The organism is Pseudomonas sp. BNK-15 (assembly GCF_047456105.1).
Taxonomy (GTDB): Bacteria; Pseudomonadota; Gammaproteobacteria; order Pseudomonadales; family Pseudomonadaceae; genus Aquipseudomonas; species Aquipseudomonas putida_E.
In genome coordinates this window covers 1849000-1873953 of the sequence record NZ_CP179898.1, presented here as the reverse complement: position 1 = coordinate 1873953, position 24954 = coordinate 1849000, and the positions used below count along the sequence as shown (strand labels likewise).

The window sequence follows — 24954 nt, the reverse complement described above, 5'->3', positions numbered from 1 at the left end:
AGCTACTGCGACAGCCTGCAGTTGTTCGCCCAGCGGAAAACGCAACATGCACACCTAAGGCTATGCTGCCCCTGCCAGTGACCCACCCACGCTGCGCTTCTCTCTTATAAAACACGTCACCATCGCCGCCACGCCAATGCTGAAGATATAAAGCGCCTGCGGCCCGGATTGCTCCATCATCGCACTGGCAATCAAGGGCCCGATGGTGGCGCCAATGCCAAACGTCATTAGCAATACCCCAGCCACCGCTACACGCAGCTCAGGCTCCAGATTGTGGTTGGCATGCGCCACACCCAGTGGATACAGGCAGAACTGCAAGAAACCGATGGTGGCGCCCGCCAACATTATCCACAGCTGTCCTGATGCCAGGCCCAGAGCCAGCGGCAGGTAAGCGATGCACAGCAATAAGGCCGTAGCCCGGATCAGCGTGATGCGCGAAAAATGATCAGACAGTTTACCCAGCGGCAGCTGCGCCAGCAGCCCGGCGGCGATGCTGATGGCCATGAACTGCCCAACCTGCGCCGGGGTAAAGCCCAGTTGCGCGGCGAAGATTGGGGTCAGCCCATACAGGCAGCCGTTCAGCAATCCCGAAGCAAGGATGGTGAACAACGATTGAGGAAGCCGGCGCAGGTACAGCATCGGTTTGATCCGAGCCTGGCTGATACCGCTCGGCTGGGCGCCGCTGTGCAGGGCCACTGGGATCAAGCCAATGGCAAAGGCAATGGCCACGCCTGTCAGCGCCAGTGTGTGCAACCCATCTCCAAGGCTGAGCATCAGCTGGCCAAGCATCATGCCGACATAGCTGGCCACCATGTACAGCGACATGGCGCCGCCTCGCCGGTTAACCGGAGCACAGTCGTTGAGCCAGCTCTCGATGACCATCAACTGGCACATCATCGCTGCCCCCACGATAAACCGCAGGGCAAGCCACAGCGGCAAGCCATCACTGAGCTGGTGCGTAAGCACCGCGGTCACTATCACCCCGGCGCTCACCACAAAGGCCCGCGCATGGCCGGCCAGGCCAATCAGCCAGTAGCCGGAGCGGGCTCCGAACACCATCCCCAACGCGTTTGCGGCCATCAGCGCGCCGCCCCACAACTGTGCCACTCCGGCTGCATCCAGGCGCAGGGCCAGGTAGGTCATCAGCAGGCTGGAGCCCAGTTGCATCAACAAGGCAGCGACATAAATCGTGCCGAACCTTTTACTTAGTGCGAACAATTGGCTTCCCCAGGGAGAGGGTCGGTAGTCAGGCAAGGCCGTGACGCTGTTTCCAGTCGCCCGGGTACACCACATAGCCGAACAGCGCGTGGCCTGCATAAACCAGTTGCGTGCCTTCGGGAATCCACAACACCTGGCCAGGCGATACCCGATACAGCTCGCCGTTGGCCTGGAGCTCAAAGCAGCCCTCGATGATGAAAATCACTTCGTCGTAAAGCACCGTCCAGGCCACTTCGGCACCTGCCCAGCGGGCAAAGCCGATGCCCAGGTTGGGCGACACTTCGTTGCTGATGGCGCGTGCGACCCATGCGTCACCCGGCGGGCCGCCACGCTGGGCAAAATCCAGGTCGCGATGATCGACCAGGCGCACCGGGCCTTTGCCGCTCGGCACGCGGCTCATACTTCGCGCCTGCTGTTGAACGCTGCCCAGCGAATCCGAGTGCGCACGCCCAGGCCCAGGAACGGCTCAGGCGGGTTGCGTGAGGGCATCCCGGTCACGGCGCGGATGTCGCTCAATTGCCGCGAGTCCGCGCCCACTGCCATGTCGGCCAGCAGCGTGCCGGAAATGGTGCCCCAGGCGGCACCAACGCCGTTGTCGCAGGCGGTTGCGTAGACGCCGTCATCGAGTTGACCGAAGTAATTGGTGAAGTTGCGCGAGATCGCATAGGCACCGCCCCAGGTATGCGTGAACGGCACCTGTTTGAGTTGTGGATAGCGCGCCTCGAACGCCTTGCGATGATCATCGCGAATCTTGCTGCGGGCGGCATCGGCGATGCTGCGACCGTAGCGAGGAACGTGCTTGTAAGTATTACGAATGATCAGGCGTCGGTCCTGGGTCATGCGCACCGTGGTACCGGCGTGGTCGGCAGGGGTGAGGCCCCAGTCGGCCTGGGCGCCGATTGCTGCCATCTCGGCATCGCTCAGCGGCCGTGTCCAGCTGGCGAAGGTCATCACCGGCAGCAGGCGGTTACGCAGGTAGCCGAACTCCTGGGTGAAGATGCTGGTGCCCAGCAATACCTGCGGGGTACGGATCAGGCCGTTGTCGCCGCGCAGCAGCCACTTGCCGCTGGGGTCTTTCTCGAGTGTGCGGATGGGGGACTCTTCAAGCACTTCGACATTGGCCGGCAGCGCACCGCCCAGGCCGCGGACCAGAGCGGCAGGCTGCATCAGGTAGCAACCCGGGGTATAGATAGCACGGCTGTAGTAACGGCTGCCGAGGACGCCGGCCAGTTCGTCACGCTCCACCACGCGATAGGGCTCGCCCAAGTCGGCCATGAGTTTTTCGAAATGGTCCAGGTAGCCCTGGCCACGCTCGCCCACCGCGCCCTGGTACTTGCCCGCATGAGACCACTGGCACTCGATGCCATGACGGTCGATCAAGGTCTGCAGTTGGTCGATGGCGGCCCGGTTCAGCCCCAGCAGGCGCTGCTTGTGTTGCGGGTCGGGATGCTCCAGAGCGAACTTGTGCGGCAGGTCGATGACAAAGCCCGAGTTGCGACCCGAGGCGCCATAGGCGATGCGCTGGGCATCCACCAGGATAATGCGCGCCTGTGGCAGGTGCTCGGCCAGCCGCCGTGCGGCCGCAAGCCCGGCGAAGCCTGCACCGATCACTACATGGTCGGCATTCTGTTCGCCGCTCAGGCGCTTGCTCGGTGCCGGCTCAGGCAGCGCGGCGTACCAACCGCAGCTGCGGTCGTCGTGAGGCAGATTGACAATACTGTTCATGGTTCGGCCTCAGGCCACATGTTGCTGGGTGTCCTGGCAGCTTTGCAGCCAGGTATTACGTTGCAGTTGCGCCTGGCGCCCGAGCAGCACGAACCCGCGCAGGGCACCGGCGTGGTCGTGGAACGCCGCGCTCAATCCATCGCTGGTCGGATCGCAACGCCATTGCCCCTGACAGTCACCGGGTGGCGTCAGCAGGCACAGTGGGGCAACCGGGGTTTTCACGGTCACAGGCGCCAGTGGGTAGTGGGCAGCGGTCGGTTGACCCAGCAACGTCTTGGCCAGGGCACGAATACCCTCGTTGATCGGCGCCAGGTAGGGCAGCAACTGGCCATTGATCTCGACGCAGTCACCCAAGGCGTATATGCCCGGGTGCGAGGTCTGCAGTTGTGCATCGACCTTGATCCCCCGGCCGCAGTCCAGGCCGGCCTCTAGCGCCAGTTCAAGGTTGGGGCGCAAGCCCACTGCGCTGAGCACCAGGTCTGCCTCGACCACTTGACCGTCGGCCAGAGTCAGTTGGTAGCCGTCGCTGTTGCGCTCAATGCGCTGCAAGGTGGTGCGCAGATTCCATTGCACGCCAAGGCCCGAAAGCGCCTGCTGCAAGTGCTGGCCTGCCGCCTCGGGCAGCAGGCGCTCCATGGGCCAGGCGCCCAGGCCGATCACCCGCACCTTGTAGCCATTGCTCGCCATATCGTTGGCGAACTCGCAGCCAATCAATCCGTCACCCAGAATTGCCACGCTCTTTACATCTTTGAGACGTTGGCGGAACGCCTGGTAATCGTGCAGGTTGTTGACGCTGAGCAGGGCCTCGGCGCACCCCTCGATAGGCAACCGCACCGCAGAAGCACCGCTGGCCAGTACCAGTTGGCCGTAGTCCATTTCGCCTAGGCTGGTATGCAGCCGTCGCGCCTGGGTATCAATACGCTCGACCTTGCATCCGGCATAGATTCGAATGCCCAATCGCTGCTCGATCGCCAGCGGGCTTTCAGTTGCCAGGGTTGCAGCAGTGCGCCCTTGGGCCAGGGCGATCGACAAGGCAGGTTTGGAGTAGATATGCCCCGACTCTTGGGTCAGTACGCGAATCTCCAGCTGCGGGTCGGCCTTGCGCAGGGCTTGTGCCAGGCCATAGCCGGCATGGCCGCTACCGATGATGACCACCGGTTGCGCCGGGCGGGCGATGGCAACAGGTGGTGCCTGGATGACCGGCGCCGCCGCCACAGCAGCAATCGGAGTGCTCAGTTCGATCATTTCAAAGTCGGCCTTGCCGACCTTGCACTCAGGGCACAGCCAGTCCTCGGGCACATCTTCCCAGCGGGTGCCGGGGGCGATGCCGTCGTCGGGCCAGCCTTTGGCTTCGTCGTAGATCAGGCCACAGATGATGCAGAGCCAGGTTTTCATCGCGTTACCTCCTCACTCGCCCTTGATACGTACGGCCAGGTTTTTGGTCCTGACGTAGCTGTAGAGCGCCTCCTGGCCTTTTTCCCGTCCGAAGCCCGAGAGCCCGACCCCGCCAAACGGGGTTTCGATGCCGCCGGCATACCACTCGTTGACGAACACCTGGCCGGCGCACAGGCGCCGTGCGCAGCGCAGAGCGCGGTTGAGGTCCTGGGTGAACACGCCTGCCACCAGCCCGAAGACGGTGCCGTTGGCAATGGCGATGGCCTGCTCTTCGCTGTCGAAGGGCATCACTGCCAACACCGGGCCGAACACTTCGGCCTGGGCGATCTCCATGTCCGGGGTTACATCGCGCAGTACCGTCGGCGCCATGTAGTGCCCACGCAGGCCAGAGATGGCCTCGCCGCCGGTTGCGACGACGGCGCCTTGCTGTTGGGCCCGCTGGCACAGGGCTTCGATACCCTCGAGCTGGCCTGCAGAGATCACCGGTGTGTGGTCCGGGTTGTCCTGGCCCAGGCCGACGCTCAACCCCTCTGCCATTGCCACGACATCAGCGACGACATCGTCGTAGACCGAGCGATGCACCAACAGGCGTGACATGGCCGAACATACTTGGCCTGCGTTGAAGAAAATGCCGCTTTTCACGCTGTTGATCACTTGCTCGCGATCGGCATCGGGGAACACCAGGGCAGCCGACTTGCCGCCCAGCTCCATGACGCTGGGGGTCGCGTGGTCGGCGGCGGAACGCAAAATGCTCTGGCCGGTAGCAACAGAGCCGGTGAAGACGATCTGGTCGACGTCGCGATGGCCGGCCAAATAGGCCCCCACTTCACGGCCCCGGCCGCAGATCAGGTTGACCGCACCCTGTGGCAGGCCAGCACGCTCGATGGCCTGCATCAGCACGCACAGGCCGAGCGGCGACAGCTCCGGCGACTTGATCACCACAGCGTTGCCCGCCGCCAGGGCCGGGGCCAGGGAGCGCGCGCAGATCGACACCGGGAAATTCCACGGCACGATTTGCAGCGACACGCCCATCGGGTCGTAGACGGTGAAGTCCATGTAGCCGTCGCCCAGCGGAATCGACTTGCCTTCGATCTTGTCGGCCATGCCGGCGTAATACTCGAAGTAGCGCGCAGCCTCGACGAATTCGTCACGCGCATCACGCAGGCTCTTGCCGTTTTCCTGGCACAGCACCCAGGCGCCTTCATCGGTGATTGCACGAATCTGCGCCGCAATCTCAAGCAGCCAGGTCACACGCTGCGCCGGCCGCACGCGGCTCAACACATTGCTGTCGGCACAGCGTCGGGCGGCCTGCAGGGCGCGTTCGGCGTCGGCCACGCTGGCCTGGGCGACGGTCGCCACAGGTGCGCTGGTGCCGGGGTTGTGGATGGTCAGGTGCTGCTCACTGTCGGTCCACTGGCCGTCGATGAAGTTCAGCCAGTGCGGGGCTATCGAATGCATGGTGATCACCTCAGGCGCGCTGCGCGCAGTCGAGCAATTGGCGGGCAGCCCACTTGTGGAAGTAGTGAGTCGGCAGGTCCATTTCCGGCGAGAATGCGCCACCGCTATAGCCAGGGGAGAGGCGGCCCTTCTGCATGCCTTCGACCGAAGCGATATCTTCGGCGAACACCACGCGCCAGGACTCCATCACGGCTTTGCGCGAGGCGTCGTAGTGGCTGTCCAGGGCCTGATCGCCGACATAGAACAGGCGCAGGTGTTCGATGGTTTTGCCTGGGGCCACGGGCTCCAGCATCATGGCGAAGGCGTGGTCGGCCTGGATGCCGAGCAGCACGTTGGGGAAGAACGCCACGTACTCGGCGGTGCGCAGGCGCTCCTGTGGCCAGGATGGGAAAATCGGCAAATGGGTGCCGGCAACAGCCGAGAGGTTGTAGGCGTGGCTGCCCTGGCCGGCGAACTCCTCGAACATGATGTTGTAGTGGTCTTCCAGGCGCGAGTAGCTGTTCAGGCTCGGGTGTACCCACGGCAAGTGGTAGGCCTCGCAGTAGTTCTCGACCGCGAGCTTCCAGTTGCAGTTGACCTCGATGCTCATGGCGCCGCTGTTCGCTTCACGGCGCAGCAGGTTCATGCCGTCGCTGCCCAGGAACTGGGTCCAGCGCTCGGTCAGTGGCTTGAGTTGATCTTCAAGGGCCGGTGCATCGCCGGACAGGTTGATGAACACCATGTCCATCCAGATCGTGGTGCGCAGTGCCTTCAGGCCATGCTTTTCGCAGGCGAAACGCTCGTCCTTGTGCTGATTGATCCCGCCGACGTGCGGTGTGCCTTTGAGGCCGCCATTGAGGTCGTAGGTCCAGGAGTGGTAGGGGCAGCGGATCACGCCCTGCACTTCACCCGCCTGCTGCACCAGTTTCACGCCGCGGTGGCTGCAGACGTTATGGAACACCTGCACCAGGCCTTCGCGGTTGCGCATCATCAACAGCGGCAGGCCCATGAAGTCCACAGGCTTGACGTAGCTGGTGGTCGGCAGGTCGCTGGCAAAGCCGATACAGGCCCAGTTGCGCCCCAACACTTCATCGCGCTCAAGCTCGAAATAGCGCTGGTCGGTGTAGAACTCATTGGTCAGGCCATGGGCTTCATGGATCGGTGCCAGAACGGTTTCCAGGGCGTGGACGGGAATAAGGCGGGAATCAGTCGATACGGTCATTTTTGTTTTCTCTTGTCAGATGCACGGCAGGCAGTGCCTTGATGCCTGGCGCCAGTTTCAGCAAGAGAAGGAGGGCTCGACAAACGATTTATTTCAGCGTTATTTATCAGTTTTAATCATTAATGATTTGCGCGCAGGTTAGGGTCTTCGCAAAGGAATAGTTGATGAACGGTCATCTTCTGGATTGCCCACGTTTATGATTTTTTGTAATCAATTGATGACAAGAAATAGTTTGTCGAAGTGTGGGTGATTCTCCCATTTTGTCAGGGCCCAAGGGAGCGTGCCGTGCCTTGGGCCTACGGGAGGACCGCCGCCAGGGATCTGGCACCTGCCTGTGGCAGCGGCGCTATCCAGCCGTGACAAAAAACCCTTGAACAAAAACAATAGGGGATAACCCATGCGTGCCGAATCTGGCCTGCTCAAAGGCCTCAATCCCACCGTGACGATATGGTCGTTGCTGGCCGTTGTACTTTTCGTGCTGTTTTGCGCCCTGTTCGCAGAACACGCGGCTGCTGCCTTTCAACGTGCCTCCGACTTTATCTTGCAGAACTTCAAATGGTTCTACCTGATCTCGGTCACTGGTGTGTTGGGGTTACTGTTTTATCTCATGTGCAGCCAGTTCGGGCACATCAAGTTAGGGCGTGACGACGACAAGCCTGAGTTCAGCTTCGGCTCCTGGATCGCCATGTTGTTCAGTGGTGGCATGGGCATTGGCCTGATCTTCTGGTCGGTTGCAGAGCCCATGTGGCATTACGCGGGCAACCCCTTTGCCACGGGCCTGACCGACGAAGCGGCGACCACCGCCATGCGCATCACCTTGTTCCACTGGGGCCTGCATCCGTGGGCAATCTTTACCATCGTGGGCCTTGGTCTTGCGTACTTTGCCTATCGTAAGGGCTTGCCGCTGAGCATGCGCTCGATCCTCTACCCACTGATCGGTGAGCGCATCTATGGGCCTATCGGTCACGTGGTCGATATCCTTGCAGTGGTGATCACTGCATTCGGTGTCTCCCAGTCGTTGGGGCTGGGTGTGGTGCAGATGAACACCGGCTTGAGCCAGGTGTTCGACCTGCCCATCAGCCTGGGGGTGCAAGTCACCTTGATCGTGCTCATTACCCTGGTGACCACCGTATCGGTGATGGCTGGTGTTTCGCGTGGCATGAAGCGCCTGTCGGAATGGAACATGCTGCTGTCGGTGATACTGGTGGTGTTGATCCTGCTGCTTGGGCCGACGCGCTACATTCTCAACCTGATGCTTGAAAGCACCGGCGACTATGCCCAGCACATCGTCGGCTTGAGCTTCTGGAGCGATGCCCAGAAGGACAGTGGCTGGCAGAACTGGTGGACGGCCTTCTACTGGCCGTGGTGGATGACCTGGGGGCCGTTTGTAGGTCTGTTCATCGCCCGGATCTCCAAGGGCCGCACCATTCGTGAACTGATTGCCGGCGCGCTGTTGGTGCCAACCTTGGTGACCATTGTCTGGATGTCGGTGTTCGGGGGTGCAGCCCTCAAGACCGAACAGGTCGACCGCCAGCACCACGAGCAGCAGGTAGCCAGCGGCGAACTGCAGGGCGACAAGGCCAAGTTCGAAGGTGGCACGGTGTTGCTGGCGACCAAGCAGGAAACCACCGCCGCCATGTTCACCCTGCTGCACAAGATCGAAGCAGGTACGTTGGGCAAGGTGCTGAGCGTGCTGGTCTGTATCCTGCTTGCGACGTACTTCATCACTTCGGCTGACTCCGGCACCCAGGTGCTGTGTACGTTGAACTCCATGGGCAGTGCCAACCCGCCGCAGAGTATCCGCCTGCTCTGGTGCATTCTGGAGGGTGCCATTGCTACGGCCCTGCTGATGGCGGGAGGGCTCAAGGCGATCCAGATGGCAAGCATCGCAGCGGGCTTGCCCATTGCGGGGTTCATCCTGCTGATCAGTTACACCCTGATGCGCAGCTTGCGCCAGGAAATGGCTGATGGCGTGCTCGATACACCGCCGGGCGGGCGCATGCCAATCCCGCAGATCATCCCTCAGGGCATCACTCCGGTGACTGGCACACTGACGGGCGGGGGTCTTGATGGGGGGCTGACGGCGAAGAAAGCCAGCTGACCCCAACCCGGTATGCAATACCCAAGACCGGCAGTCATCCGCTGTCGGTCTTGTGCTTTCTGGCAGGCTATTTCTGTACGGATGGCTGGGCCATCAACCAGTCTCGGAACAGCCGCACGCTTTCACGGGGGCCCCGCTCGTTGGTCGACTCCAGCAGGCAGAACTTGGCATCGGTCTGCAGCACCACATCGTTGGGCATGACCAGCGCGCCGCTGCTCAACGCATCGTCCACCAGGTTGCCCCAGGCCAGAGCCACGCCCTGGCCACTGATCGCCGACTGGATCAACATGCTGTAGCTGTTGATGTTCACGCGGTGCTTGGGCGTCATCGGCTGATACCCCAGGCGCTTGAACCACTCCGGCCAACCTACCCAGTCGCGCTGGGAGTCTTCAAGCCACAGCCAGGTGCACGTCGACAAGCCTTCGATGCTGCTCAGTTGCGGATGCCTGGCCAGATAGGCCGGGCTGCATACCAGAAAGATCTTTTCCGAGAACAGCGGCGTGACAGTCATGTCCTTGGGCGGTGGGTTGCAGTAGTACAGCGCGAGGTCGCTCTCGAGCCTGGCGTAATCCTTCACATGATCGTGGGCGATGATCCGCAGATCGATGTCTTCATGGGCACTCTGGAACTCCGACACCTTGGGCAGTAACCAGAGTGAGGCCATGGCGGTACTGGTGGCCACCGTCACTTGCTGGTTGCCATGCCACTGGCGAATCTCGCCCGTGGTACGGGCCAGGTGCAACATGCACTCGCGCACCGTTTCGTAGTACTGCGTGCCGGTATGGGTGAGGGTCATGGTGCGGGTGGTGCGGGTGAACAGTGCCTTGCCCAGGTAGTCTTCCAACAGGCGAACCTGACGGCTGATGGCACCCTGGGTGACGTTCAGTTCTTTGGCAGCAAGGGTAAAGCTCAAATGGCGGGCTGCAGACTCAAACGCATGCAGGCTGTTGAGCGGCGGAAGAGGCTGGATTTTCACGGCTTGGGGTTCCACTCATTATTATTATCAGCCGCTCTATATTAATGATCCGTTCAGTCTCCAGGGGGCAGTCGGGAGAAATATTTTGAAGACTGGACCAGACCACAGGCCCCATGATTTGGGGCCTGCCGCAACAGCTTCAGTTCTTCGAACTCACTGTAACAACCCTCAGTGAGAGGGGCGTCGTTCCGGGGTTTCGAACCTCAGATCTGCATCGCCATCCCATCCACATTCATCGCCGCCTGGCGCAAGGCCTCGGAGCGGGTCGGGTGCGGGTGGCAGGTGAGGGCGATGTCTTCAGCCGAGGCCGAGAATTCCATCGCCACGCAGAACTCGCCGATCATCTCGCTGACGCTCGGGCCGACCAGATGCACGCCCAGTACCTCATCGGTGTTGGCATCGGCGAGGACCTTGGCGAAGCCTTCGGTCTCATGGTTGATCTTCGCGCGGCTGTTGGCGGTGAAGGGGAACTTGCCCACTTTGTAGGCGCGGCCCTCTGCCTTGAGTTGCTCTTCGGTCTTGCCGACGCTGGCCAGCTCGGGGCGGGTATAGATCACGCCGGGGATCAGGTTGTAATTGACCTCGTGGGGTTTGCCGGCGATGCGCTCGATGCAGGCGACCGCTTCGTCTTCGGCCTTGTGCGCCAGCATCGGGCCGGAGGTGACGTCGCCAATGACCCAGACACCTGGCACCGAGGTGCGATGATGCTCGTTGGTGAGCATGCCGCGTTTATCGGTCTGCAGCCCGACGCTTTCCAGGTTCAGGCCTTGGGTATAAGGACGACGGCCGATGGCAACCAGTACGTAGTCGGCTTGCAGTGTTTCTGCAGCGCCGCCGGCGGCCGGTTCCAGCGTCAGGCTGACCCCGTCGGGCGAGGCCGTCGCCTGGGTCACCTTGCTGCCGAGCTTGAAGGCCATGCCTTGCTTGGCCAGGGCCTTTTGCAGGGTCTTTGCGGTTTCCTCATCTGTGCCGGGGCAGATGCGGTCGAGGTATTCAATGACGGTGACCTGGCTGCCCAGGCGACGCCACACCGAACCCAGCTCCAGGCCAATGACGCCAGCGCCGATCACGATCAGGTGCTTGGGCACCTCGGGGAGGGCCAAGGCGCCCGTGGAATCGATGATGCGCTGGTTATCGATAGTCACGCCTGGCAGGGGAGTGGGCTCGGAGCCGGTAGCGATGACGATGTCCTTGGCCTGCAACGGCGTCTCGCTGCCGTCCTCGGCTTTGACAATGACCTTGCCGACGCCATCGAGGCGGCCCCAGCCTTTGATCCAGTCGACCTTGTTCTTGCGAAACAGGTACTCGATGCCCTTGGTCAGGCCAGTCACGCTCTCGTCCTTCTGTTTCATCATCTGGGCGAGGTTCAGGGTTGGCTTCACTTCGATGCCGAGGTGGGCAAACTCGTCACCGCTGGCAGCCTCATACAACTCCGAGGCATGCAGCAATGCCTTGGACGGCATGCAGCCGACATTCAGGCAGGTACCGCCAAGGGTCGAGCGGCCTTCCACACAGGCGACACTCAGGCCCAGTTGCCCGGCACGAATCGCCGCGTTGTAGCCGCCGGGGCCACCGCCGATGATCACCACGTCATAGGATTTCATGGGTTTTCTACTCCAGATGAAGAAGCGCGAGATGGACACAAGGTTAAGCTGAGAGCGCTAAATTGTATACAATCTGAGGTATTCATAAGATCAGTTGGTTCTAGACCTTGGTATCGTTCAGCGGAAACTTCGCACGAATGAACTACCCTGTTTCGGTGGTGTTCGAAATTTCATGTATCGAGCCCAGAAGGAGGGTCGTTCATGCTTGCGCAACTTCCGCCGGCGCTGCAGAGCCTGCATCTGCCACTTCGTCTGAAATTGTGGGACGGTAACCAGTTCGATCTGGGGCCCAGTCCGCAGGTCACCATCCTCGTCAAGGAGCCTCAGTTGATCGCTCAGCTGACCCATCCAACCATGGACCAGCTGGGCGCCGCGTTCGTGGAAGGCAAGCTGGAGCTGGAGGGCGATATCGGTGAAGCCATTCGGGTGTGCGATGAGCTGAGCGAAGCCTTGCTGACGGGGGAAGATGATGCACCGCCACAGCGTGTGGCTCACGACAAGAGCACAGACGCCAAGTCCATCTCCTATCACTACGACGTCTCCAACGCGTTCTATCAACTCTGGCTCGATCAGGACATGGCGTATTCCTGCGCCTACTTCCGTGAGCAGGACAACACCCTCGATCAGGCACAGCAGGACAAGTTTGACCACTTGTGCCGCAAGCTGCGCCTGCAAACCGATGACTACCTATTGGACGTCGGCTGCGGTTGGGGGGGGCTTTCACGCTTTGCCGCACGCGAGTACGGGGCGAAAGTGTTCGGCATTACCTTGAGCAAAGAGCAGCTCAAGCTGGCGCGGCAACGGGTCAAGGCAGAAGGCCTGGCCGACAGGGTCGACCTGCAGATCCTCGACTATCGCGACCTTCCTCAGGATGGCCGCTTCGACAAGGTGGTCAGCGTTGGCATGTTCGAGCATGTCGGGCATGCCAACCTGGCGCTGTATAGCCAGAAATTGTTCGGCGCTGTGCGAGAGGGCGGCCTGGTGATGAACCATGGCATCACCGCCAAGCATGTCGATGGCCGTCCGGTGGGGCGAGGGGCGGGTGAGTTCATTGACCGTTACGTATTCCCCAACGGTGAGCTGCCGCACTTGTCGATGATCAGTGCAAGTATCTGTGCGGCCGGGCTGGAGGTCGTCGACGTCGAGAGCCTGCGCCTGCATTACGCCAAGACCTTGCACCACTGGAGCGAAAACCTGGAGAACCAGTTGCACAAGGCTGCCGCGCTGGTGCCGGAAAAGACCCTGCGCATCTGGCGTCTGTACCTGGCCGGCTGCGCCTACGCATTCCAGAAGGGCTGGATCAACCTGCATCAGATCCTTGCCGTCAAACCCTACGCCGATGGGCATCATGACCTGCCCTGGACGCGTGAAGACCTGTATCGCTGATTCCCCCGGGGCGCTTCAGTGGCCCCGGTTACCTATCAGAGTATCGGCGAAATCAACCGCGCAATACGCATCCCTAGCTGTTGAATGCGGTGGGTTTTACTGCTGTCCTCAGGCGTAATTTCCCTGGCCTTCTCGAAATCAGTGGTCAACATCGTTTCGACCTGATCCGCGAAATCTCGATCCACGGTCAGCAGGGTAATTTCGAAGTTGAGCCGGAACGACCGGTTGTCCAGGTTGGCACTACCGATAGCACTGACCTCGTCGTCCACCAACACCACCTTCTGATGAAGGAAACCTGGCTGATAGCGGAACATGCGTACCCCCGCCCGTACGGCCTCGAAGGCGAACAGGCTGGAGGCTGCGTAAACGATCCGATGGTCAGGCCGCGCTGGAATCAGGATGCGCACATCCACACCGCGCAGCACGGCCAGGCGCAGTGCGGCGAACACGGCCTCGTCGGGAATGAAGTAGGGGCTGGTGATCCATACGCGGCGAGTCGCGGAGTGGATGGCTTCGATGAAAAACAGTGAGCAGGTTTCCTGGGAATCTGCCGGCCCGCTGGCCAGGGCCTGGCACAGCACACCATTGTCAGGATAGGTGTCCGGCAGGATCAGTGGCGGTAGCTGACGCGTTGCCCAGTACCAGTCTTCGGCGAAAGACTCCTGCAGGCAGGCCAGCACCGGGCCGCCGATCTGCACGTGGGTATCACGCCAGGGCGAGAGCTGGGGGTTGCCGCCAAGGTATTCATCACCGACGTTGTGCCCGCCGATGAAACCGGTGACCCCATCGACCACGACAATCTTGCGGTGGTTACGGAAGTTCACCTGGAAGCGATTGAACCAGCCGCGGCGGGTGGCGAAGGCATGGATCTGTACACCTGCGTCTCTGAGGCTCTGGCTATAGCTGGCGGGCAAGGCATGGCTGCCAACCCTGTCATACAGCACGAACACCTTCACGCCATCGGCCGCTTTGCGCAGCAACAGTTGCTGCAGTGCTTTGCCGAGGGTGTCGTTGTGGATGATGAAGAACTGTACCAGCACCACTTCTCGCGCTTGTTCGATAGCAGCAAAGATGGCGTCGAAGGTGGCCTTGCCATCGATCAACAGCTTCACTTGGTTATTGGCCAGGCATGGCATTCGCCCAAGTTTCGGCATGGCACGCAGGGCGGCGTAGCTCTGTGACTCCCGAGCGGTTAGGGCTTCCTCCACCCATGGCCGCCAGTTGAGGTTGGCCATGGCCACGTGCATTTCCTGGTTGGCCTGGCGCCGAGCCTTGATGTAGGCATTGAAGGAGCGGGCACCGAATACCAGGTAGGGGATGAGGGTGAAGTAGGGAATGAAGAACAGCGACATGGCCCAGGCGATGGCCCCTTGGGCAGTACGCACGGTAAACACCGCATGCAGCGCGGCGATGATGCCAAGCAAGTGAACGAGCCCGAGCACATAGCCGAAGAAGTAGGGGCTGTGGTAATCCATACGCATCCTGCTTGGCAAATACACAGCAGATAACAGAACACTTCCAGGGCCGCCTTGCAACCTGAAAGCGGATTTGCCGTCTAAGCCTTTGCCCGGCCATGAGCCGGTTAATTTGAGGAGCGTTCGTCCATGAAGATTCGTCTGCCACTGCTGGCCCTGGCTTTTGGCCTGGCCAGCCCACTGGTGCATGCGCAGATGTTGCAGCCTGGTCTGTGGGAGCTCACCACCAGCAACATGCAGGTCGACGGTAAGCCGTTGCCGGACATGCAGTTCATGCTTGGCCAACTGAAGAACCTGCCGCCCGAGCAGAGGGCTATGATGGAAGGGGCGCTGGCCAAGCAGGGCATCGCGGTAGCAGGTAATGGCGTGCGTTCCTGCCTGACGCCGGAGCAGGTGAAAACAAACGATATTCCCTTGCAGGACCCTCAGTCAGGCTGCACGCAAAAGATTACCGACCGGACCGGCAATGTCTGGAAGTTTCAGTTCAGTTGCCCAAAAGCTCAGGGTACCGGCCAGGCTACTTTCCTCAGCGATAAGGAGTTCACTACCCAGGTCAACGGGACATTCAATGCTTCGGGTGTCCAACAACGGGGCAGTATGAATACCCGTGCGGTATGGCTGGGAAATGACTGTGGAACAGTAAAGCCGCGTACCTGAAGAGCTCACCATTGCCAATGGCTGGCGGCTACTGCGTCGTGGGCATGCAGGCTTTCTGCATGTACCACACGCAGCTTGAAGGCCGTGGTCCATTCCATCTGTCGCAACGCTTCATGCAGGCGGCGGGCGGCATCTTCGCAGAACATCAGGTTCTGTCCGTTGGCCAAGGCGAACGCCTGTTCGTCTGCGCGTTTCACGGCTGTTTGAACGGCGGTGCCCAAGCTTGCCTCAATCTGGTCGATCAGCTTCGTGACCGGTAGTACTTCCAGGCTTTCGCCCAACCGTACGTGAACCTCAGCCAGGCTCCGTTGGCTGTGGGGGGTAGCAACGATGCCCTGGCTGCTGCCCAACCACTCCACGACCGCCTCTCGGTTCATTGCCTGCCCGGAAAAGTCTGCCTGGAATTGTTGCTGAATCAATTGCCGTGCAAGTGCTGCAGAGCATGGGCAGGTCGACGAATAAGGCACGCGAACCGATAGTTCCACGTGGAACATTCCATTTTCAACCTTGGCATTCACAGTGATCGAGTAGCTTTTCCATCCTGCCAATGGGCTGACAAGGGCCGGCCTTTTCAACAAATGATCGAAGGTCAAACGCAGGTAGGCGGCATGGGATAGGCCCTCATGACTAGCCAAAAAATCTGCCAGTATTTGGCGGATTGCCAACGGAGTCAGCGATTGACGTTCGAGACGCTCCAGTGACAGGTACAGCCGGGACATATGAATACCGCGCGAGGCGCCATCCTCCAGGCTTACACCTGCATCGGCCATGGCCGCCACGCTACGCCCGTCGAAGTGCACGGGCTGGGCGATCCCGCACATGCCCACCCAGGCCAGTGGCGTAGCATGCTGATGTGTCTGTGCGGCGATATCGGGGAGCGTCAGGCTAGTCATTGGCAATACCAGATAAAAGAAATGTCAGCGGCAGCCACCGACCAGGCTGCAATGCAGATTGAACCGTTGGCCGTTGGAGCTGGAAACGCGGTTAAGAGAGGTCCAGCCAACTCGGCGGCTGTAGCCAACCCAGGCTTCACCATCGCTGGCCAGGCCGGTGAAGAATGTAAGCGCTCCATAGCGGCTGTTGGTTTGCGCCCATAAGCGGCGCGTCGCACTGTCGAAACCGCGCAGGTAGAAGTGGCTGCCCTCCGTACGCACGCTGTAGTAACTGCCATTGGCGTCCTTGCAGGCCAACAGCGTCGCGCTGCGTGTACATACCGCCAGCGTGTTTTGCTGAGGCATCGCAAGCAAGGATGTAGGCGCAGCGAGCAGCAGCAACAGGGCGGCAGGTGACAGGTTCATTTCCATCTCCGGGTACTCATCCGACGAGTACGGCTTGGCGAAATTGTATTGTTACTTTATAACATTGTGCAATGCATCGTTTCGAATGCGTCTGCCTGTAGAGGTTTCGCCATGCCCAATCGTCTTCCCGTTACTGTGCTTTCCGGCTTCCTGGGTGCCGGTAAAAGCACCTTGCTCAACCATGTCCTGCGTAATCGCGACAACCTACGTGTCGCAGTCATCGTCAATGACATGAGCGAAATCAACATTGATGCCAGTGAGGTCCAGCGTAATGTCAGCCTGAATCGGGCGGAAGAAAAGCTGGTTGAGATGAGCAACGGCTGCATCTGCTGCACCCTGCGCGAGGACCTGCTGGAGGAAGTCGCACGGCTGGCGAATGAAGGCCGGTTCGATTATCTGCTGATCGAGTCCACAGGCATCTCCGAGCCGCTGCCTGTAGCTGAGACGTTCACTTTCCGCGATGAGCAGGGCCGTAGCTTGAGCGACATGGCACGGCTGGACACCATGGTGACGGTGGTCGATGGCCTGAACTTCCTGCGCGATTATCAGGCGGCGGACAGCCTGGCGAGCCGTGGCGAAACCTTGGGGGACGACGATGAGCGATCGATCAGCGACCTGCTGATCGAACAGGTGGAGTTTGCTGATGTGCTGCTGCTGAGCAAGATCGACCTGATCAGCCAGCATGAGCGCGAGGAGCTCATCGCCATTTTGCGCAGCCTCAATGCCCGAGCGCAGATTTTGCCGATGGTCATGGGCCAGGTGCCGCTGGCACAGATCCTGGATACCGGCCTTTTCGATTTCGAGCAGGCTGCACAGGCACCTGGATGGCTTCAGGAACTGCGCGGTGAGCATGTGCCGGAAACCGAGGAATACGGCATTGCCGCTACTACCTGGCAAGCTCGCAGGCCGCTGCACCCGCAACGCTTCTTTGATTTTATCCACAAGCAATGGAGCAATGGCCGGTTACTGCGCTCCAAAGGCTTCTTTTGGCTGGCCAGCAAGTTTCAGGAGGCTGGCAGCTGGTCGCAGGCTGGCGGCATGATGCGCTATGGACTGGCCGGTCGCTGGTGGCGTTTTGTGCCAAAGGAACACTGGCCGCAGGACGAACAGAGCGCTGCAGAAATTCTTGAACACTGGGTGGCTGAGAGTGGTGACTGCCGTCAGGAGCTGGTGTTCATTGGGCAGAACATCGACTTCGCCCAGTTATCCACAGACCTGGATGCCTGCTTGTTGACCGATGACGAGATGGAAATGGGCCATGCGGGCTGGCTGCGCCTGCCGGATCCCTTCGGTCCCTGGCACACCGAGGAGGCAGCATGACGCCAGCGGCTCAGCCTGTGGATATCCGCCAAGTACACGGCGAATCGCCTCGGGTACTCACCGACATATTTCAAGAGGGCGTGAACCTGGCAGTCTGGCAGCGACGCTTGCCTGCCCAGGTTGAAGACTTCGCGGGATTGGTGGTCAGCCTCGGCCAACCGTTGGCGGACCAGCGGGTGCTCGAGGTGCATGAGCATGAGCCGCCGTTATTGCCGGGCTTTTTGGGGGAAGCGGCTGATCTGCAGGGCTATGAGAGTTTCGTCGCAGATGTGTGCTGGCTGGTTTCAGCCTATACGTGCCTGTTGGGTGCACGTCGGGTCGGTCTGCGCGTGCGGGTACTGCACAATGCCATGTGCCCGCGCTTTCATGTGGATAACGTGCCTGTGCGCCTGCTCACGACTTATGTGGGCTGCGGCAGCGAATGGCTGTGCGAAGGCGCCATCGAACGAGCCGGATTGCAGCTTGCAGCGGCACCTGTGGATAACATCCAACGACTGCAAGCGGGTGATGTTGCGCTGCTGAAGGGCGAAAAATGGGTAGGCAACGAAGGGGCAGGCCTGATCCATCGCTCGCCGTCTGGCCATGACCCTCGCCTGTTGCTCAGCCTTGACTGGTTGGCGTGACGGGGCATAGTGGAGTGAATTCCGGCCTGAAGTAAACGCATGCTGCAGAACATTCCTACCCACGTCATCGCTGGCCCCTTGGGTGCAGGCAAGACCAGCCTCATCCGTCAGCTGATGGCTCAGCGCCCCGCCGGCGAGCGTTGGGCCGTACTGGTCAATGAGTTTGGCCAGATCGGCCTGGATGCGGCCCTGCTCAGCCGTGATGAAGATGGGGTTGCCATTGCCGAAGTGGCGGGTGGATGCCTGTGCTGCGTCAATGGCACTCCGTTTCAGGTCGGGCTGGGGCGCCTGTTGCGCAAGGCGCGGCCCGACCGGCTGTTCATTGAACCTTCGGGTCTTGGTCACCCCTTGCAGTTACTGGCTCAACTGAATCAGGCCCCCTGGGTTGGAGTGCTGACGCTGCAGCCGATGGTGATGGTTGTGGATGCTCAAGCGCTGGCGCGAGGTGAGCCGTTACCTGATGCGCAACAGCAGGCCCTGGCAGCCGCGGCGCTGGTCGTTTTCAATAAGAGCGAGGCTGTTGATGAAAATAGTAGGTTGTTGATAAATAAGGAATTTGCAGCGAAACAGGGCGTTTGGACAGAGCAGGGGCTGTTAGCAGTTTCCAGGCTTCCTTATTCATCCACAGCCGCCGTGAGCGATGCTGCTGTGGATAAAAGGGTTGTGGACAATCACCAAGCGGCCGCAGGCGCCCTGTGGATAGACCCACGTCAGCCAATCTGTCATGCACAGCAAGGTGAGGGCGGCTGGAGTGTCGGCTGGCGCTGGCACCCAAGCCAGCAATTCGATCCACAGGCTCTGCGTGGCTTGCTTGACTCTCACTCATGGCGTCGGGCCAAAGGTGTTATCCACAGCCCGCAGGGGTGGCAGTCTTTCAACGGCCTTGACGGCAATTTGCCGGCTTGGCAGCCGAGTGACTGGCGCAAGGACACGCGCATTGAGCTTATTTTCGACCAGCCCCAACCCCTTCAAGCGCTGCAGGCTGCGCTGGAGGCTTGCCGGGTGGTGTGATCAGTTGTGCCAGCGATTGTGTTCCTGGCGCCATTGCTTCATCTCGATCACGTTGTCGGCCCGTGGCGGCGTATTGATCTCGAACGGGTAGGGCGCCAGCTCGATCTGCACGCTATGAGCGCCAAACTGAGTCACCGTGCCCGGGTGGCGTTGTTCGCCGGTGACAGTGAACTCGAAGGCATACACGCGGGCCAGGCGCTTTCTGCCGTTGGCATCGCGCAGGAATGCGATGCGCTTGAGCGCGACGGCATCGTCGAGCAGCTCCAGATCCAGCTTGGCACAATGCTGTTTGACCCGTTCCAAGGCTTTCTCGCGCAGCCCGTGGTTGTGCCATAACCAAGCGCCTGCCGTGGCCACCAGCATCAGGACGAAGAGATTCTCCAGGGTCAACATTTGCGTATGCTCCAAACAGGTCGATCCAGCTTAACTGCGTCCCTGGTCTGTCGTACAGGTGGCAATCGAGTTCATACTGCGCGACGCACAATCCTTGAAACAGCTTTGGAAAACGCCCGCATGAAACGCACTCCGCACCTGCTCGCCATTCAGTCCCACGTGGTGTTCGGCCACGCCGGCAACAGCGCCGCGGTGTTCCCCATGCAGCGTATCGGGGTCAATGTCTGGCCGCTCAATACCGTGCAGTTCTCCAACCACACTCAGTATGGCCAGTGGGCGGGCGAAGTGCTTGCTCCAGCGCAAATTCCTGCGTTGGTGGAAGGTATTTCCAACATTGGCGAACTGGGGCATTGCGATGCCGTGCTCTCGGGCTATCTGGGTAGCGCCGAGCAGGGGCGGGCGATATTGGCAGGTGTAGAGCGGATCAAGGCGGTCAACCCGAAGGCGCTGTACCTGTGCGACCCGGTCATGGGGCATGCGGAGAAGGGCTGCATCGTGCCCCAGGAGGTGAGCGAGTTCCTGCTGGACGATGCGGTTGCCCAGGCTGACATCCTGTGCCCCAACCAGCTGGAGCTGGACAGTTTTTGTGGCCGGCGCGCGCAAAGCCTGGAAGATTGCGTGGACATGGCTCGCGGCCTGCTCGAGCGTGGCCCGCAGGTTGTGCTGGTCAAGCACCTGGCCTACCCGGGGCGTTGCGAAGACATGTTTGAAATGTTGCTGGTCACCCATGACCACAGCTGGCACTTGCGCCGCCCGCTGCTGGCATTCCCTCGCCAGCCGGTCGGGGTGGGGGACTTGACCTCAGGGCTGTTCCTGGCCCGGGTGCTGTTGGGCGACAGCTGGGTGCAAGCCTTCGAATACACCGCGGCAGCTGTGCATGAGGTGCTGCTGGAAACCCAGGCCTGCGCCAGCTACGAACTGCAGTTGGTGCGCGCTCAGGACCGCATCGCTCACCCGCGTGTACGCTTCGAGGCGCAGCGCCTGGCGTTTTAAAGGGCGTCGGTCTTCAGGTCCTGGTAACGCTTTTCCAGTTCCTGACGGATCTGCCGGCGTTGCTGGCCCTGCAGGAAACGGCGCTTTTCTTCACTGGACTGCGGCTGACGCGCAGGGACCGGGACCGGGCGGCGGTTGTCGTCGACCGCGACCATGGTGAAAAAGCAGCTGTTGGAATGCCGCACCGAGCGTTCGCGAATGTTCTCGGTCACCACCTTGATGCCCACCTCCATGGAGGTATTGCCGGTGTAGTTGACCGAGGCCAGGAACGTCACCAGTTCGCCCACGTGCACCGGCTCGCGGAAAATCACCTGATCGACCGACAGGGTTACCACATAGCTGCCGGCATAGCGGCTAGCGCAGGCATACGCCACTTCATCGAGATACTTGAGCAAGGTGCCGCCATGTACGTTGCCAGAAAAATTGGCCATGTCCGGGGTCATCAGGACGGTCATGCTCAGCTGGGCGTTTCCAGGTTCCATAGTGTGCTCACGGTGAGGTTGCGCTGAATCGGGGCGGGTATCTGCTGACACTTTCTGTTTCCCCTCTTGAAGTTTGCCTTCCTGATACGGGACGCTGACAGACGCTCCGTCGTCACGCCGATCATGCCATCAGGGGCCGTTGCTCGGCCGATCTGTTTCTACATATTGCGTCGGCAATATGCGGCGGGGTGCGATGTTAACCTGAGTACGCCCATGCAACATGGGCCTTCCTGCATTCAATACAGTATGTACTTGCTGCTCGCTCGGGTTTTCCTTGGCAGAGGAGCGGTTTGCCCGGGCAACGAAAAGGAGTATCGCGCCATGCATGCCATCAGCTTCATCCAGGATCTGGCAGTGATCATGCTGGTCGCCGGGGTAGTGACCATTCTGTTTCATCGCTTCAAGCAGCCAGTAGTGCTGGGCTACATCGTTGCCGGTTTCATCATCGGCCCGCACACCCCGCCGTTCGGCCTGATTCACGATGAAGACACCATCAAGACCCTCGCTGAGCTGGGGGTGATCTTCCTGATGTTTTGCCTGGGCCTTGAGTTCAGCCTGCGCAAGCTGTTCAAGGTGGGGGCCACGGCGTTCATTGCAGCATTTCTGGAAATCGTCCTGATGATCTGGATCGGTTTCGAGATTGGCCGCTGGTTTGGCTGGAGCACTATGGACTCGCTGTTCCTCGGTGCGATCCTGGCGATTTCCTCGACCACCATCATCGTCAAGGCACTCAACGACCTGAAGATGAAAAACGAGCGTTTTGCTCAGCTGATCTTCGGCGTGCTGATCGTCGAGGACATTCTCGGCATCGGCATCATAGCCCTGCTATCGGGGATTGCGGTCAGCGGTACGGTCAGTTCCGGTGAGGTCTTTTCCACAGTCGGCAAGCTGTCGCTTTTCATGATCGTGGCGCTGGTTATCGGCATTTTGCTGGTGCCGCGACTGCTGGCCTACGTGGCGAAATTCGAAAGCAACGAAATGCTGCTGATCACCGTCCTGGGCCTGTGCTTCGGCTTCTGCCTGCTGGTGGTCAAACTGGAGTACAGCATGGTGCTGGGGGCCTTCCTGATCGGTGCGATCATGGCCGAATCCCGCCAGTTGCTGAAGATCGAACGGCTGATCGAGCCGGTACGTGACTTGTTCAGCGCCATTTTCTTCGTCGCCATTGGCTTGATGATCGACCCGAACGTGCTGCTCGACTACGCCTGGCCGATTGTGGTCATCACTGTGGCCGTGGTGCTGGGCAAGATGCTGTCCTGCGGCATGGGTGCATTCATTGCCGGCAACGACGGCCGTACCTCGCTGCGCGTGGGCATGGGGCTGTCACAGATCGGCGAGTTCTCTTTCATCATTGCGGCCTTGGGCATGACGCTGCAGGTTACCAGTGACTTCCTCTATCCGGTTGCGGTGGCCGTTTCGGCCATCACCACGTTGCTTACGCCCTATCTCATCCGCGCCGCGGACCCGCTGTCGCTGAAGCTGGGCAAGGTGATGCCGAGCCGGCTGTCGCGCGTGCTGTCGCTGTATGGCGAATGGCTGCGCAGTATCCAGCCGCAGGGTGAAAGCGCGATGCTGGCCGCGATGATCCGGCGCATCCTGCTGCAGGTGGGTGTCAATCTGGCGCTGGTGATCGCGATTTTCTTCAGCGGCGGCTATTTCGCTGTACGTATCGGTACTTGGCTCAGTGAATGGGTAAGCGATGTCAGCCAGCAAAAGGCGATAATCTGGGGCGCGGCGCTGTTGTTGTCGCTGCCCTTCCTTATCGCTGCCTATCGCAAGCTCAAAGCGTTGTCGATGCTGTTGGCGGAGATGGGTGTCAAACCGGAAATGGCAGGGCGCCATACCCAGCGCGTTCGCCGTGTAGTGGCCGAAGTGATCCCGCTGCTGTCACTGCTGGTCATCTTCCTGCTGCTGTCGGCGTTGTCGGCAAGCATCCTGCCGACCAACGAATTGCTGCTGATCATTGCCGTGGTGGCCGCAATAGTGGTGGCGGTGCTGTGGCGCTGGTTCATCCGTGTGCATTCGCGGATGCAGATCGCCCTGCTGGAGACGCTGGAAAACAGTCGGGAAAACACGCACTGAGCGGGAGGGTCTCTGCGCTGGATTCCACCATTGTGGGAGTGGACGGAGCGGTAACGATGTCGCCAGGCGCTTAAAGCCTGGCGACCGTGCAAGTCATCAGCTTTCCAGCCAGACGTCCCGTGCCCAGTGCCAGACCGATTCCCAGCTGTCTTCACCAACCCCTTCCTCGTCGGCATCCCACAACACCACCGTGCCGTCTTCCTCGACGCAGTAGAAATTGTCGCCGTCCTGGCACAGCGGGATCAGGTCACGCGGTACTCCAGCATCCCAGGCATTGGCGGCCACGTCCGGCAGGTAGGTATGTGACTGGGGATCGGTGACGGTGACCGGCTCCAGGGAGCCGTACACCACGTCGCTGACGGTCAAGAGGAATTCTTTGAATACGAACGGAATGTTGATGAACAGTTGTTCCTCGATCTCGACCAGTTGGTCCTCGTCGGGAAGCTCCAGGGGCACCGGTACCGGTTCATTGGCTTCACGGAGTTGTTCGATCACTTCTTCCACGGTTCATTTCCTCCAACCTTGATGACATCGCTGCGCGTTATACCCTAGTAGGGCGGTCTGGCAAAAGCAAAAACCCCGGGGCTAGCCCGGGGTTTTTTGTGCAACGTGCGACGGTTAACCGTTTTGGCGGATACCGGCGACCAGCCAAGGCTGGTTCTCGCCCGGGGCACGAACCATGTGCCAGCTTTCGCTGAAAGGTTCGCCCTGGTCGAAGCGCGAGGTCTTCGACACGCCACGGAAGGTCAGGGTGGCGTCGGTGCGGTCGGCACGATCGTCGACACCGTCCAGTTGCACATCGAGGTTATCGATGTAGGTAGCCTGGAAACCATCACCCAGATCAGCACGCTCACGCTTGAGGAACTCGAGCATCTGCGGGGTGACGAACTCGGCGATCTTGTCCATCTCGTTGGCATCCCAGTGCTGCTGCAGCGACTGGAAGTGGCTACGGGCTGCGGCCAGGAAGCTCTGCTCGTTGAACCAGGCCGGGGCGTTGATGACCGGCGCGGCTGGCGCTGCAGGTGCAGCCGAACCACCGAAGATCGACGGCTGGGCAGGCTGGCCGTGGGCTTCACGCTGGAACGGTGCGTGGCCCGGAGCGGCCATCTGCGGCTGCTGCTGGCGGCGCCGTGCGGCGATGAAGCGGAACACCAGGAACGCGATCAGGGCGACGATCAGGAAGTCCATGATCTGTAGGCCCTCGAAGCCGTCACCCATGAACATGGACGCCAGCAGGCCACCGGCGGCGAGGCCGGCCAGTGGGCCCAGCCAGCGCGAAGCACCGCTGGCGGCGGCCGGTGCACGGCCAGGAGCGGTCGGTGCAGCGGCGGGCGTGGTTGGCGTAGCCTGGCGGGTCTGGTGGATAGGCGCGGAGCCCGAGCTCTTGCCGCCGCCGAAGCGCTTGGCGTTGGCGTCCAGGCTCAGCGTCAGGCCGACGCAAAGCGCCAGTGCGATGCTAAGAAAACGTTGCATAAATGGGATTTCCCCTGTTGTGGATTGCACGCGCGTCATGTTGCACAGGTTCCTGTGCACATGACCAGCGACATAATGTTTCC

The 24954-nt window shown here is 60.6% G+C and carries 23 protein-coding genes and 1 pseudogene; 8 read left to right on the top strand and 16 right to left on the bottom strand.

Annotated elements, in window-relative coordinates; all coding sequences use genetic code 11:
- Nucleotides 1-60: 60 nt before the first annotated feature.
- From ACMGF5_RS08585 to ACMGF5_RS08555, 7 genes and pseudogenes are all read right to left on the bottom strand, one after another.
- Nucleotides 61-1218 carry an MFS transporter gene (locus ACMGF5_RS08585; RefSeq protein ID WP_052750449.1) on the bottom strand — a complete coding sequence of 386 codons (1158 nt, stop codon included), beginning with the start codon at nucleotides 1216-1218 and terminating at the stop codon, nucleotides 61-63.
- Between the two features lie 28 nt (nucleotides 1219-1246).
- A complete protein-coding gene (locus tag ACMGF5_RS08580) occupies nucleotides 1247-1618 on the bottom strand; it encodes an ethanolamine utilization protein EutQ (protein ID WP_119687993.1) in 372 nt (123 codons plus the stop codon).
- Nucleotides 1615-2943 (bottom strand): NAD(P)/FAD-dependent oxidoreductase, encoded by a 1329-nt coding sequence (locus ACMGF5_RS08575; protein ID WP_414157724.1) that lies wholly within the window; start codon nucleotides 2941-2943, stop codon nucleotides 1615-1617. The genes ACMGF5_RS08580 and ACMGF5_RS08575 overlap by 4 nt, the downstream gene beginning before the upstream one ends.
- Nucleotides 2944-2952: 9 nt before the next feature.
- Nucleotides 2953-4188, bottom strand: a complete 1236-nt coding sequence (locus ACMGF5_RS08570) for an FAD-dependent oxidoreductase (protein WP_239539515.1) — start codon at nucleotides 4186-4188, stop codon at nucleotides 2953-2955.
- Nucleotides 4177-4338: pseudogene (locus ACMGF5_RS08565) on the bottom strand (rubredoxin); the annotation flags it as partial. The gene ACMGF5_RS08570 and the pseudogene ACMGF5_RS08565, both read right to left, overlap by 12 nt.
- Nucleotides 4339-4350: 12 nt before the next feature.
- Nucleotides 4351-5796 carry an aldehyde dehydrogenase family protein gene (locus ACMGF5_RS08560; protein ID WP_046786772.1) on the bottom strand — a complete coding sequence of 482 codons (1446 nt, stop codon included), beginning with the start codon at nucleotides 5794-5796 and terminating at the stop codon, nucleotides 4351-4353.
- A gap of 10 nt (nucleotides 5797-5806) precedes the next feature.
- Nucleotides 5807-6997, bottom strand: a complete 1191-nt coding sequence (locus tag ACMGF5_RS08555; protein ID WP_046786771.1) for an aromatic ring-hydroxylating oxygenase subunit alpha — start codon at nucleotides 6995-6997, stop codon at nucleotides 5807-5809.
- A 397-nt stretch (nucleotides 6998-7394) separates the two neighbouring features.
- On the opposite strand from ACMGF5_RS08555, the gene ACMGF5_RS08550 reads away from it, so the two are divergent.
- Nucleotides 7395-9098: a BCCT family transporter gene (locus ACMGF5_RS08550; RefSeq protein ID WP_115273192.1), complete on the top strand. Its 1704-nt coding sequence runs from the start codon at nucleotides 7395-7397 to the stop codon at nucleotides 9096-9098.
- Nucleotides 9099-9165: 67 nt separating this feature from the next.
- Here ACMGF5_RS08550 and ACMGF5_RS08545 read toward each other — a convergent pair whose 3' ends face one another.
- Nucleotides 9166-10074 (bottom strand): LysR substrate-binding domain-containing protein, encoded by a 909-nt coding sequence (locus tag ACMGF5_RS08545; RefSeq protein WP_115273191.1) that lies wholly within the window; start codon nucleotides 10072-10074, stop codon nucleotides 9166-9168.
- A 203-nt stretch (nucleotides 10075-10277) separates the two neighbouring features.
- Nucleotides 10278-11678, bottom strand: a complete 1401-nt coding sequence (gene lpdA, locus ACMGF5_RS08540) for a dihydrolipoyl dehydrogenase (protein ID WP_046786768.1) — start codon at nucleotides 11676-11678, stop codon at nucleotides 10278-10280.
- Nucleotides 11679-11879: 201 nt separating this feature from the next.
- On the opposite strand from lpdA, the gene cfaB reads away from it, so the two are divergent.
- Nucleotides 11880-13064, top strand: a complete 1185-nt coding sequence (gene cfaB / locus ACMGF5_RS08535) for a C17 cyclopropane fatty acid synthase CfaB (protein WP_237859666.1) — start codon at nucleotides 11880-11882, stop codon at nucleotides 13062-13064.
- Nucleotides 13065-13099: 35 nt separating this feature from the next.
- Here the strand turns inward: cfaB and cls are convergent, their stop codons facing one another.
- Nucleotides 13100-14539 (bottom strand): cardiolipin synthase, encoded by a 1440-nt coding sequence (gene cls, locus ACMGF5_RS08530; protein ID WP_046786766.1) that lies wholly within the window; start codon nucleotides 14537-14539, stop codon nucleotides 13100-13102.
- 129 nt (nucleotides 14540-14668) lie between these two features.
- Between cls and ACMGF5_RS08525 the strand changes: the two genes are divergently transcribed.
- Complete coding sequence (locus tag ACMGF5_RS08525) at nucleotides 14669-15196, top strand: DUF3617 domain-containing protein (protein WP_012316894.1); 528 nt, start codon at nucleotides 14669-14671, stop codon at nucleotides 15194-15196.
- Between the two features lie 5 nt (nucleotides 15197-15201).
- Here ACMGF5_RS08525 and folE2 read toward each other — a convergent pair whose 3' ends face one another.
- On the bottom strand, nucleotides 15202-16089 hold the full coding sequence (gene folE2, locus ACMGF5_RS08520) for a GTP cyclohydrolase FolE2 (protein WP_414157723.1): 888 nt from the start codon (nucleotides 16087-16089) through the stop codon (nucleotides 15202-15204).
- A gap of 24 nt (nucleotides 16090-16113) precedes the next feature.
- The gene (locus tag ACMGF5_RS08515; RefSeq protein ID WP_039602354.1) at nucleotides 16114-16494 is read right to left on the bottom strand and encodes a hypothetical protein; all 381 of its coding nucleotides are present in this window, start codon (nucleotides 16492-16494) and stop codon (nucleotides 16114-16116) included.
- Nucleotides 16495-16605: 111 nt separating this feature from the next.
- On the opposite strand from ACMGF5_RS08515, the gene zigA reads away from it, so the two are divergent.
- From zigA to ACMGF5_RS08500, 3 genes are read left to right on the top strand one after another with little or no spacing between them, the layout of a single operon-like run.
- Nucleotides 16606-17814 carry a zinc metallochaperone GTPase ZigA gene (zigA, locus tag ACMGF5_RS08510; RefSeq protein WP_174142385.1) on the top strand — a complete coding sequence of 403 codons (1209 nt, stop codon included), beginning with the start codon at nucleotides 16606-16608 and terminating at the stop codon, nucleotides 17812-17814.
- A complete protein-coding gene (locus tag ACMGF5_RS08505; protein ID WP_414157722.1) occupies nucleotides 17811-18437 on the top strand; it encodes a DUF1826 domain-containing protein in 627 nt (208 codons plus the stop codon). Before zigA ends, ACMGF5_RS08505 begins: the two co-directional genes overlap by 4 nt.
- Nucleotides 18438-18476: 39 nt before the next feature.
- Complete coding sequence (locus tag ACMGF5_RS08500) at nucleotides 18477-19448, top strand: CobW family GTP-binding protein (RefSeq protein WP_046786762.1); 972 nt, start codon at nucleotides 18477-18479, stop codon at nucleotides 19446-19448.
- Here ACMGF5_RS08500 and ACMGF5_RS08495 read toward each other — a convergent pair whose 3' ends face one another.
- The gene (locus ACMGF5_RS08495; RefSeq protein WP_012316888.1) at nucleotides 19449-19841 is read right to left on the bottom strand and encodes a DUF3301 domain-containing protein; all 393 of its coding nucleotides are present in this window, start codon (nucleotides 19839-19841) and stop codon (nucleotides 19449-19451) included.
- Nucleotides 19842-19961: 120 nt separating this feature from the next.
- On the opposite strand from ACMGF5_RS08495, the gene pdxY reads away from it, so the two are divergent.
- Nucleotides 19962-20834, top strand: coding sequence for a pyridoxal kinase PdxY (pdxY, locus tag ACMGF5_RS08490; protein ID WP_119687983.1), 873 nt, complete (start codon nucleotides 19962-19964; stop codon nucleotides 20832-20834).
- Here pdxY and ACMGF5_RS08485 read toward each other — a convergent pair.
- On the bottom strand, nucleotides 20831-21316 hold the full coding sequence (locus ACMGF5_RS08485) for an acyl-CoA thioesterase (RefSeq protein ID WP_012316886.1): 486 nt from the start codon (nucleotides 21314-21316) through the stop codon (nucleotides 20831-20833). The genes pdxY and ACMGF5_RS08485 overlap by 4 nt on opposite strands.
- A 321-nt stretch (nucleotides 21317-21637) precedes the next feature.
- Here ACMGF5_RS08485 and ACMGF5_RS08480 point away from each other — a divergent pair, with 321 nt between their 5' ends.
- Nucleotides 21638-23398, top strand: coding sequence for a cation:proton antiporter (locus ACMGF5_RS08480; RefSeq protein WP_046786760.1), 1761 nt, complete (start codon nucleotides 21638-21640; stop codon nucleotides 23396-23398).
- Between the two features lie 96 nt (nucleotides 23399-23494).
- On the opposite strand, the gene ACMGF5_RS08475 is transcribed toward ACMGF5_RS08480, so the two are convergent.
- Both ACMGF5_RS08475 and ACMGF5_RS08470 read right to left on the bottom strand, forming a co-directional pair.
- Nucleotides 23495-23902 (bottom strand): SMI1/KNR4 family protein, encoded by a 408-nt coding sequence (locus tag ACMGF5_RS08475; protein ID WP_046786759.1) that lies wholly within the window; start codon nucleotides 23900-23902, stop codon nucleotides 23495-23497.
- Nucleotides 23903-24016: 114 nt separating this feature from the next.
- A complete protein-coding gene (locus ACMGF5_RS08470; protein ID WP_012316883.1) occupies nucleotides 24017-24871 on the bottom strand; it encodes a Tim44 domain-containing protein in 855 nt (284 codons plus the stop codon).
- Nucleotides 24872-24954 lie beyond the last annotated feature (83 nt).

Bases quoted from the DNA above. Each gene is read 5' to 3' on its own strand.
- cls (WP_046786766.1), bottom strand. From the start codon at position 14,539: ATGGATTACCACAGCCCCTACTTCTTCGGCTATGTGCTCGGGCTCGTT.
- pdxY (WP_119687983.1), top strand. From the start codon at position 19,962: ATGAAACGCACTCCGCACCTGCTCGCCATTCAGTCCCACGTGGTGTTC.
- folE2 (WP_414157723.1), bottom strand. From the start codon at position 16,089: ATGACTAGCCTGACGCTCCCCGATATCGCCGCACAGACACATCAGCAT.
- ACMGF5_RS08570 (WP_239539515.1), bottom strand. From the start codon at position 4,188: ATGATCGAACTGAGCACTCCGATTGCTGCTGTGGCGGCGGCGCCGGTC.
- ACMGF5_RS08480 (WP_046786760.1), top strand. From the start codon at position 21,638: ATGCATGCCATCAGCTTCATCCAGGATCTGGCAGTGATCATGCTGGTC.
- ACMGF5_RS08575 (WP_414157724.1), bottom strand. From the start codon at position 2,943: ATGAACAGTATTGTCAATCTGCCTCACGACGACCGCAGCTGCGGTTGG.
- ACMGF5_RS08550 (WP_115273192.1), top strand. From the start codon at position 7,395: ATGCGTGCCGAATCTGGCCTGCTCAAAGGCCTCAATCCCACCGTGACG.
- zigA (WP_174142385.1), top strand. From the start codon at position 16,606: ATGCCCAATCGTCTTCCCGTTACTGTGCTTTCCGGCTTCCTGGGTGCC.
- ACMGF5_RS08495 (WP_012316888.1), bottom strand. From the start codon at position 19,841: ATGTTGACCCTGGAGAATCTCTTCGTCCTGATGCTGGTGGCCACGGCA.
- ACMGF5_RS08580 (WP_119687993.1), bottom strand. From the start codon at position 1,618: ATGAGCCGCGTGCCGAGCGGCAAAGGCCCGGTGCGCCTGGTCGATCAT.
- cfaB (WP_237859666.1), top strand. From the start codon at position 11,880: ATGCTTGCGCAACTTCCGCCGGCGCTGCAGAGCCTGCATCTGCCACTT.
- ACMGF5_RS08485 (WP_012316886.1), bottom strand. From the start codon at position 21,316: ATGGAACCTGGAAACGCCCAGCTGAGCATGACCGTCCTGATGACCCCG.
- ACMGF5_RS08555 (WP_046786771.1), bottom strand. From the start codon at position 6,997: ATGACCGTATCGACTGATTCCCGCCTTATTCCCGTCCACGCCCTGGAA.
- ACMGF5_RS08500 (WP_046786762.1), top strand. From the start codon at position 18,477: ATGCTGCAGAACATTCCTACCCACGTCATCGCTGGCCCCTTGGGTGCA.
- ACMGF5_RS08515 (WP_039602354.1), bottom strand. From the start codon at position 16,494: ATGAACCTGTCACCTGCCGCCCTGTTGCTGCTGCTCGCTGCGCCTACA.
- ACMGF5_RS08525 (WP_012316894.1), top strand. From the start codon at position 14,669: ATGAAGATTCGTCTGCCACTGCTGGCCCTGGCTTTTGGCCTGGCCAGC.
- ACMGF5_RS08560 (WP_046786772.1), bottom strand. From the start codon at position 5,796: ATGCATTCGATAGCCCCGCACTGGCTGAACTTCATCGACGGCCAGTGG.
- ACMGF5_RS08505 (WP_414157722.1), top strand. From the start codon at position 17,811: ATGACGCCAGCGGCTCAGCCTGTGGATATCCGCCAAGTACACGGCGAA.
- ACMGF5_RS08470 (WP_012316883.1), bottom strand. From the start codon at position 24,871: ATGCAACGTTTTCTTAGCATCGCACTGGCGCTTTGCGTCGGCCTGACG.
- lpdA (WP_046786768.1), bottom strand. From the start codon at position 11,678: ATGAAATCCTATGACGTGGTGATCATCGGCGGTGGCCCCGGCGGCTAC.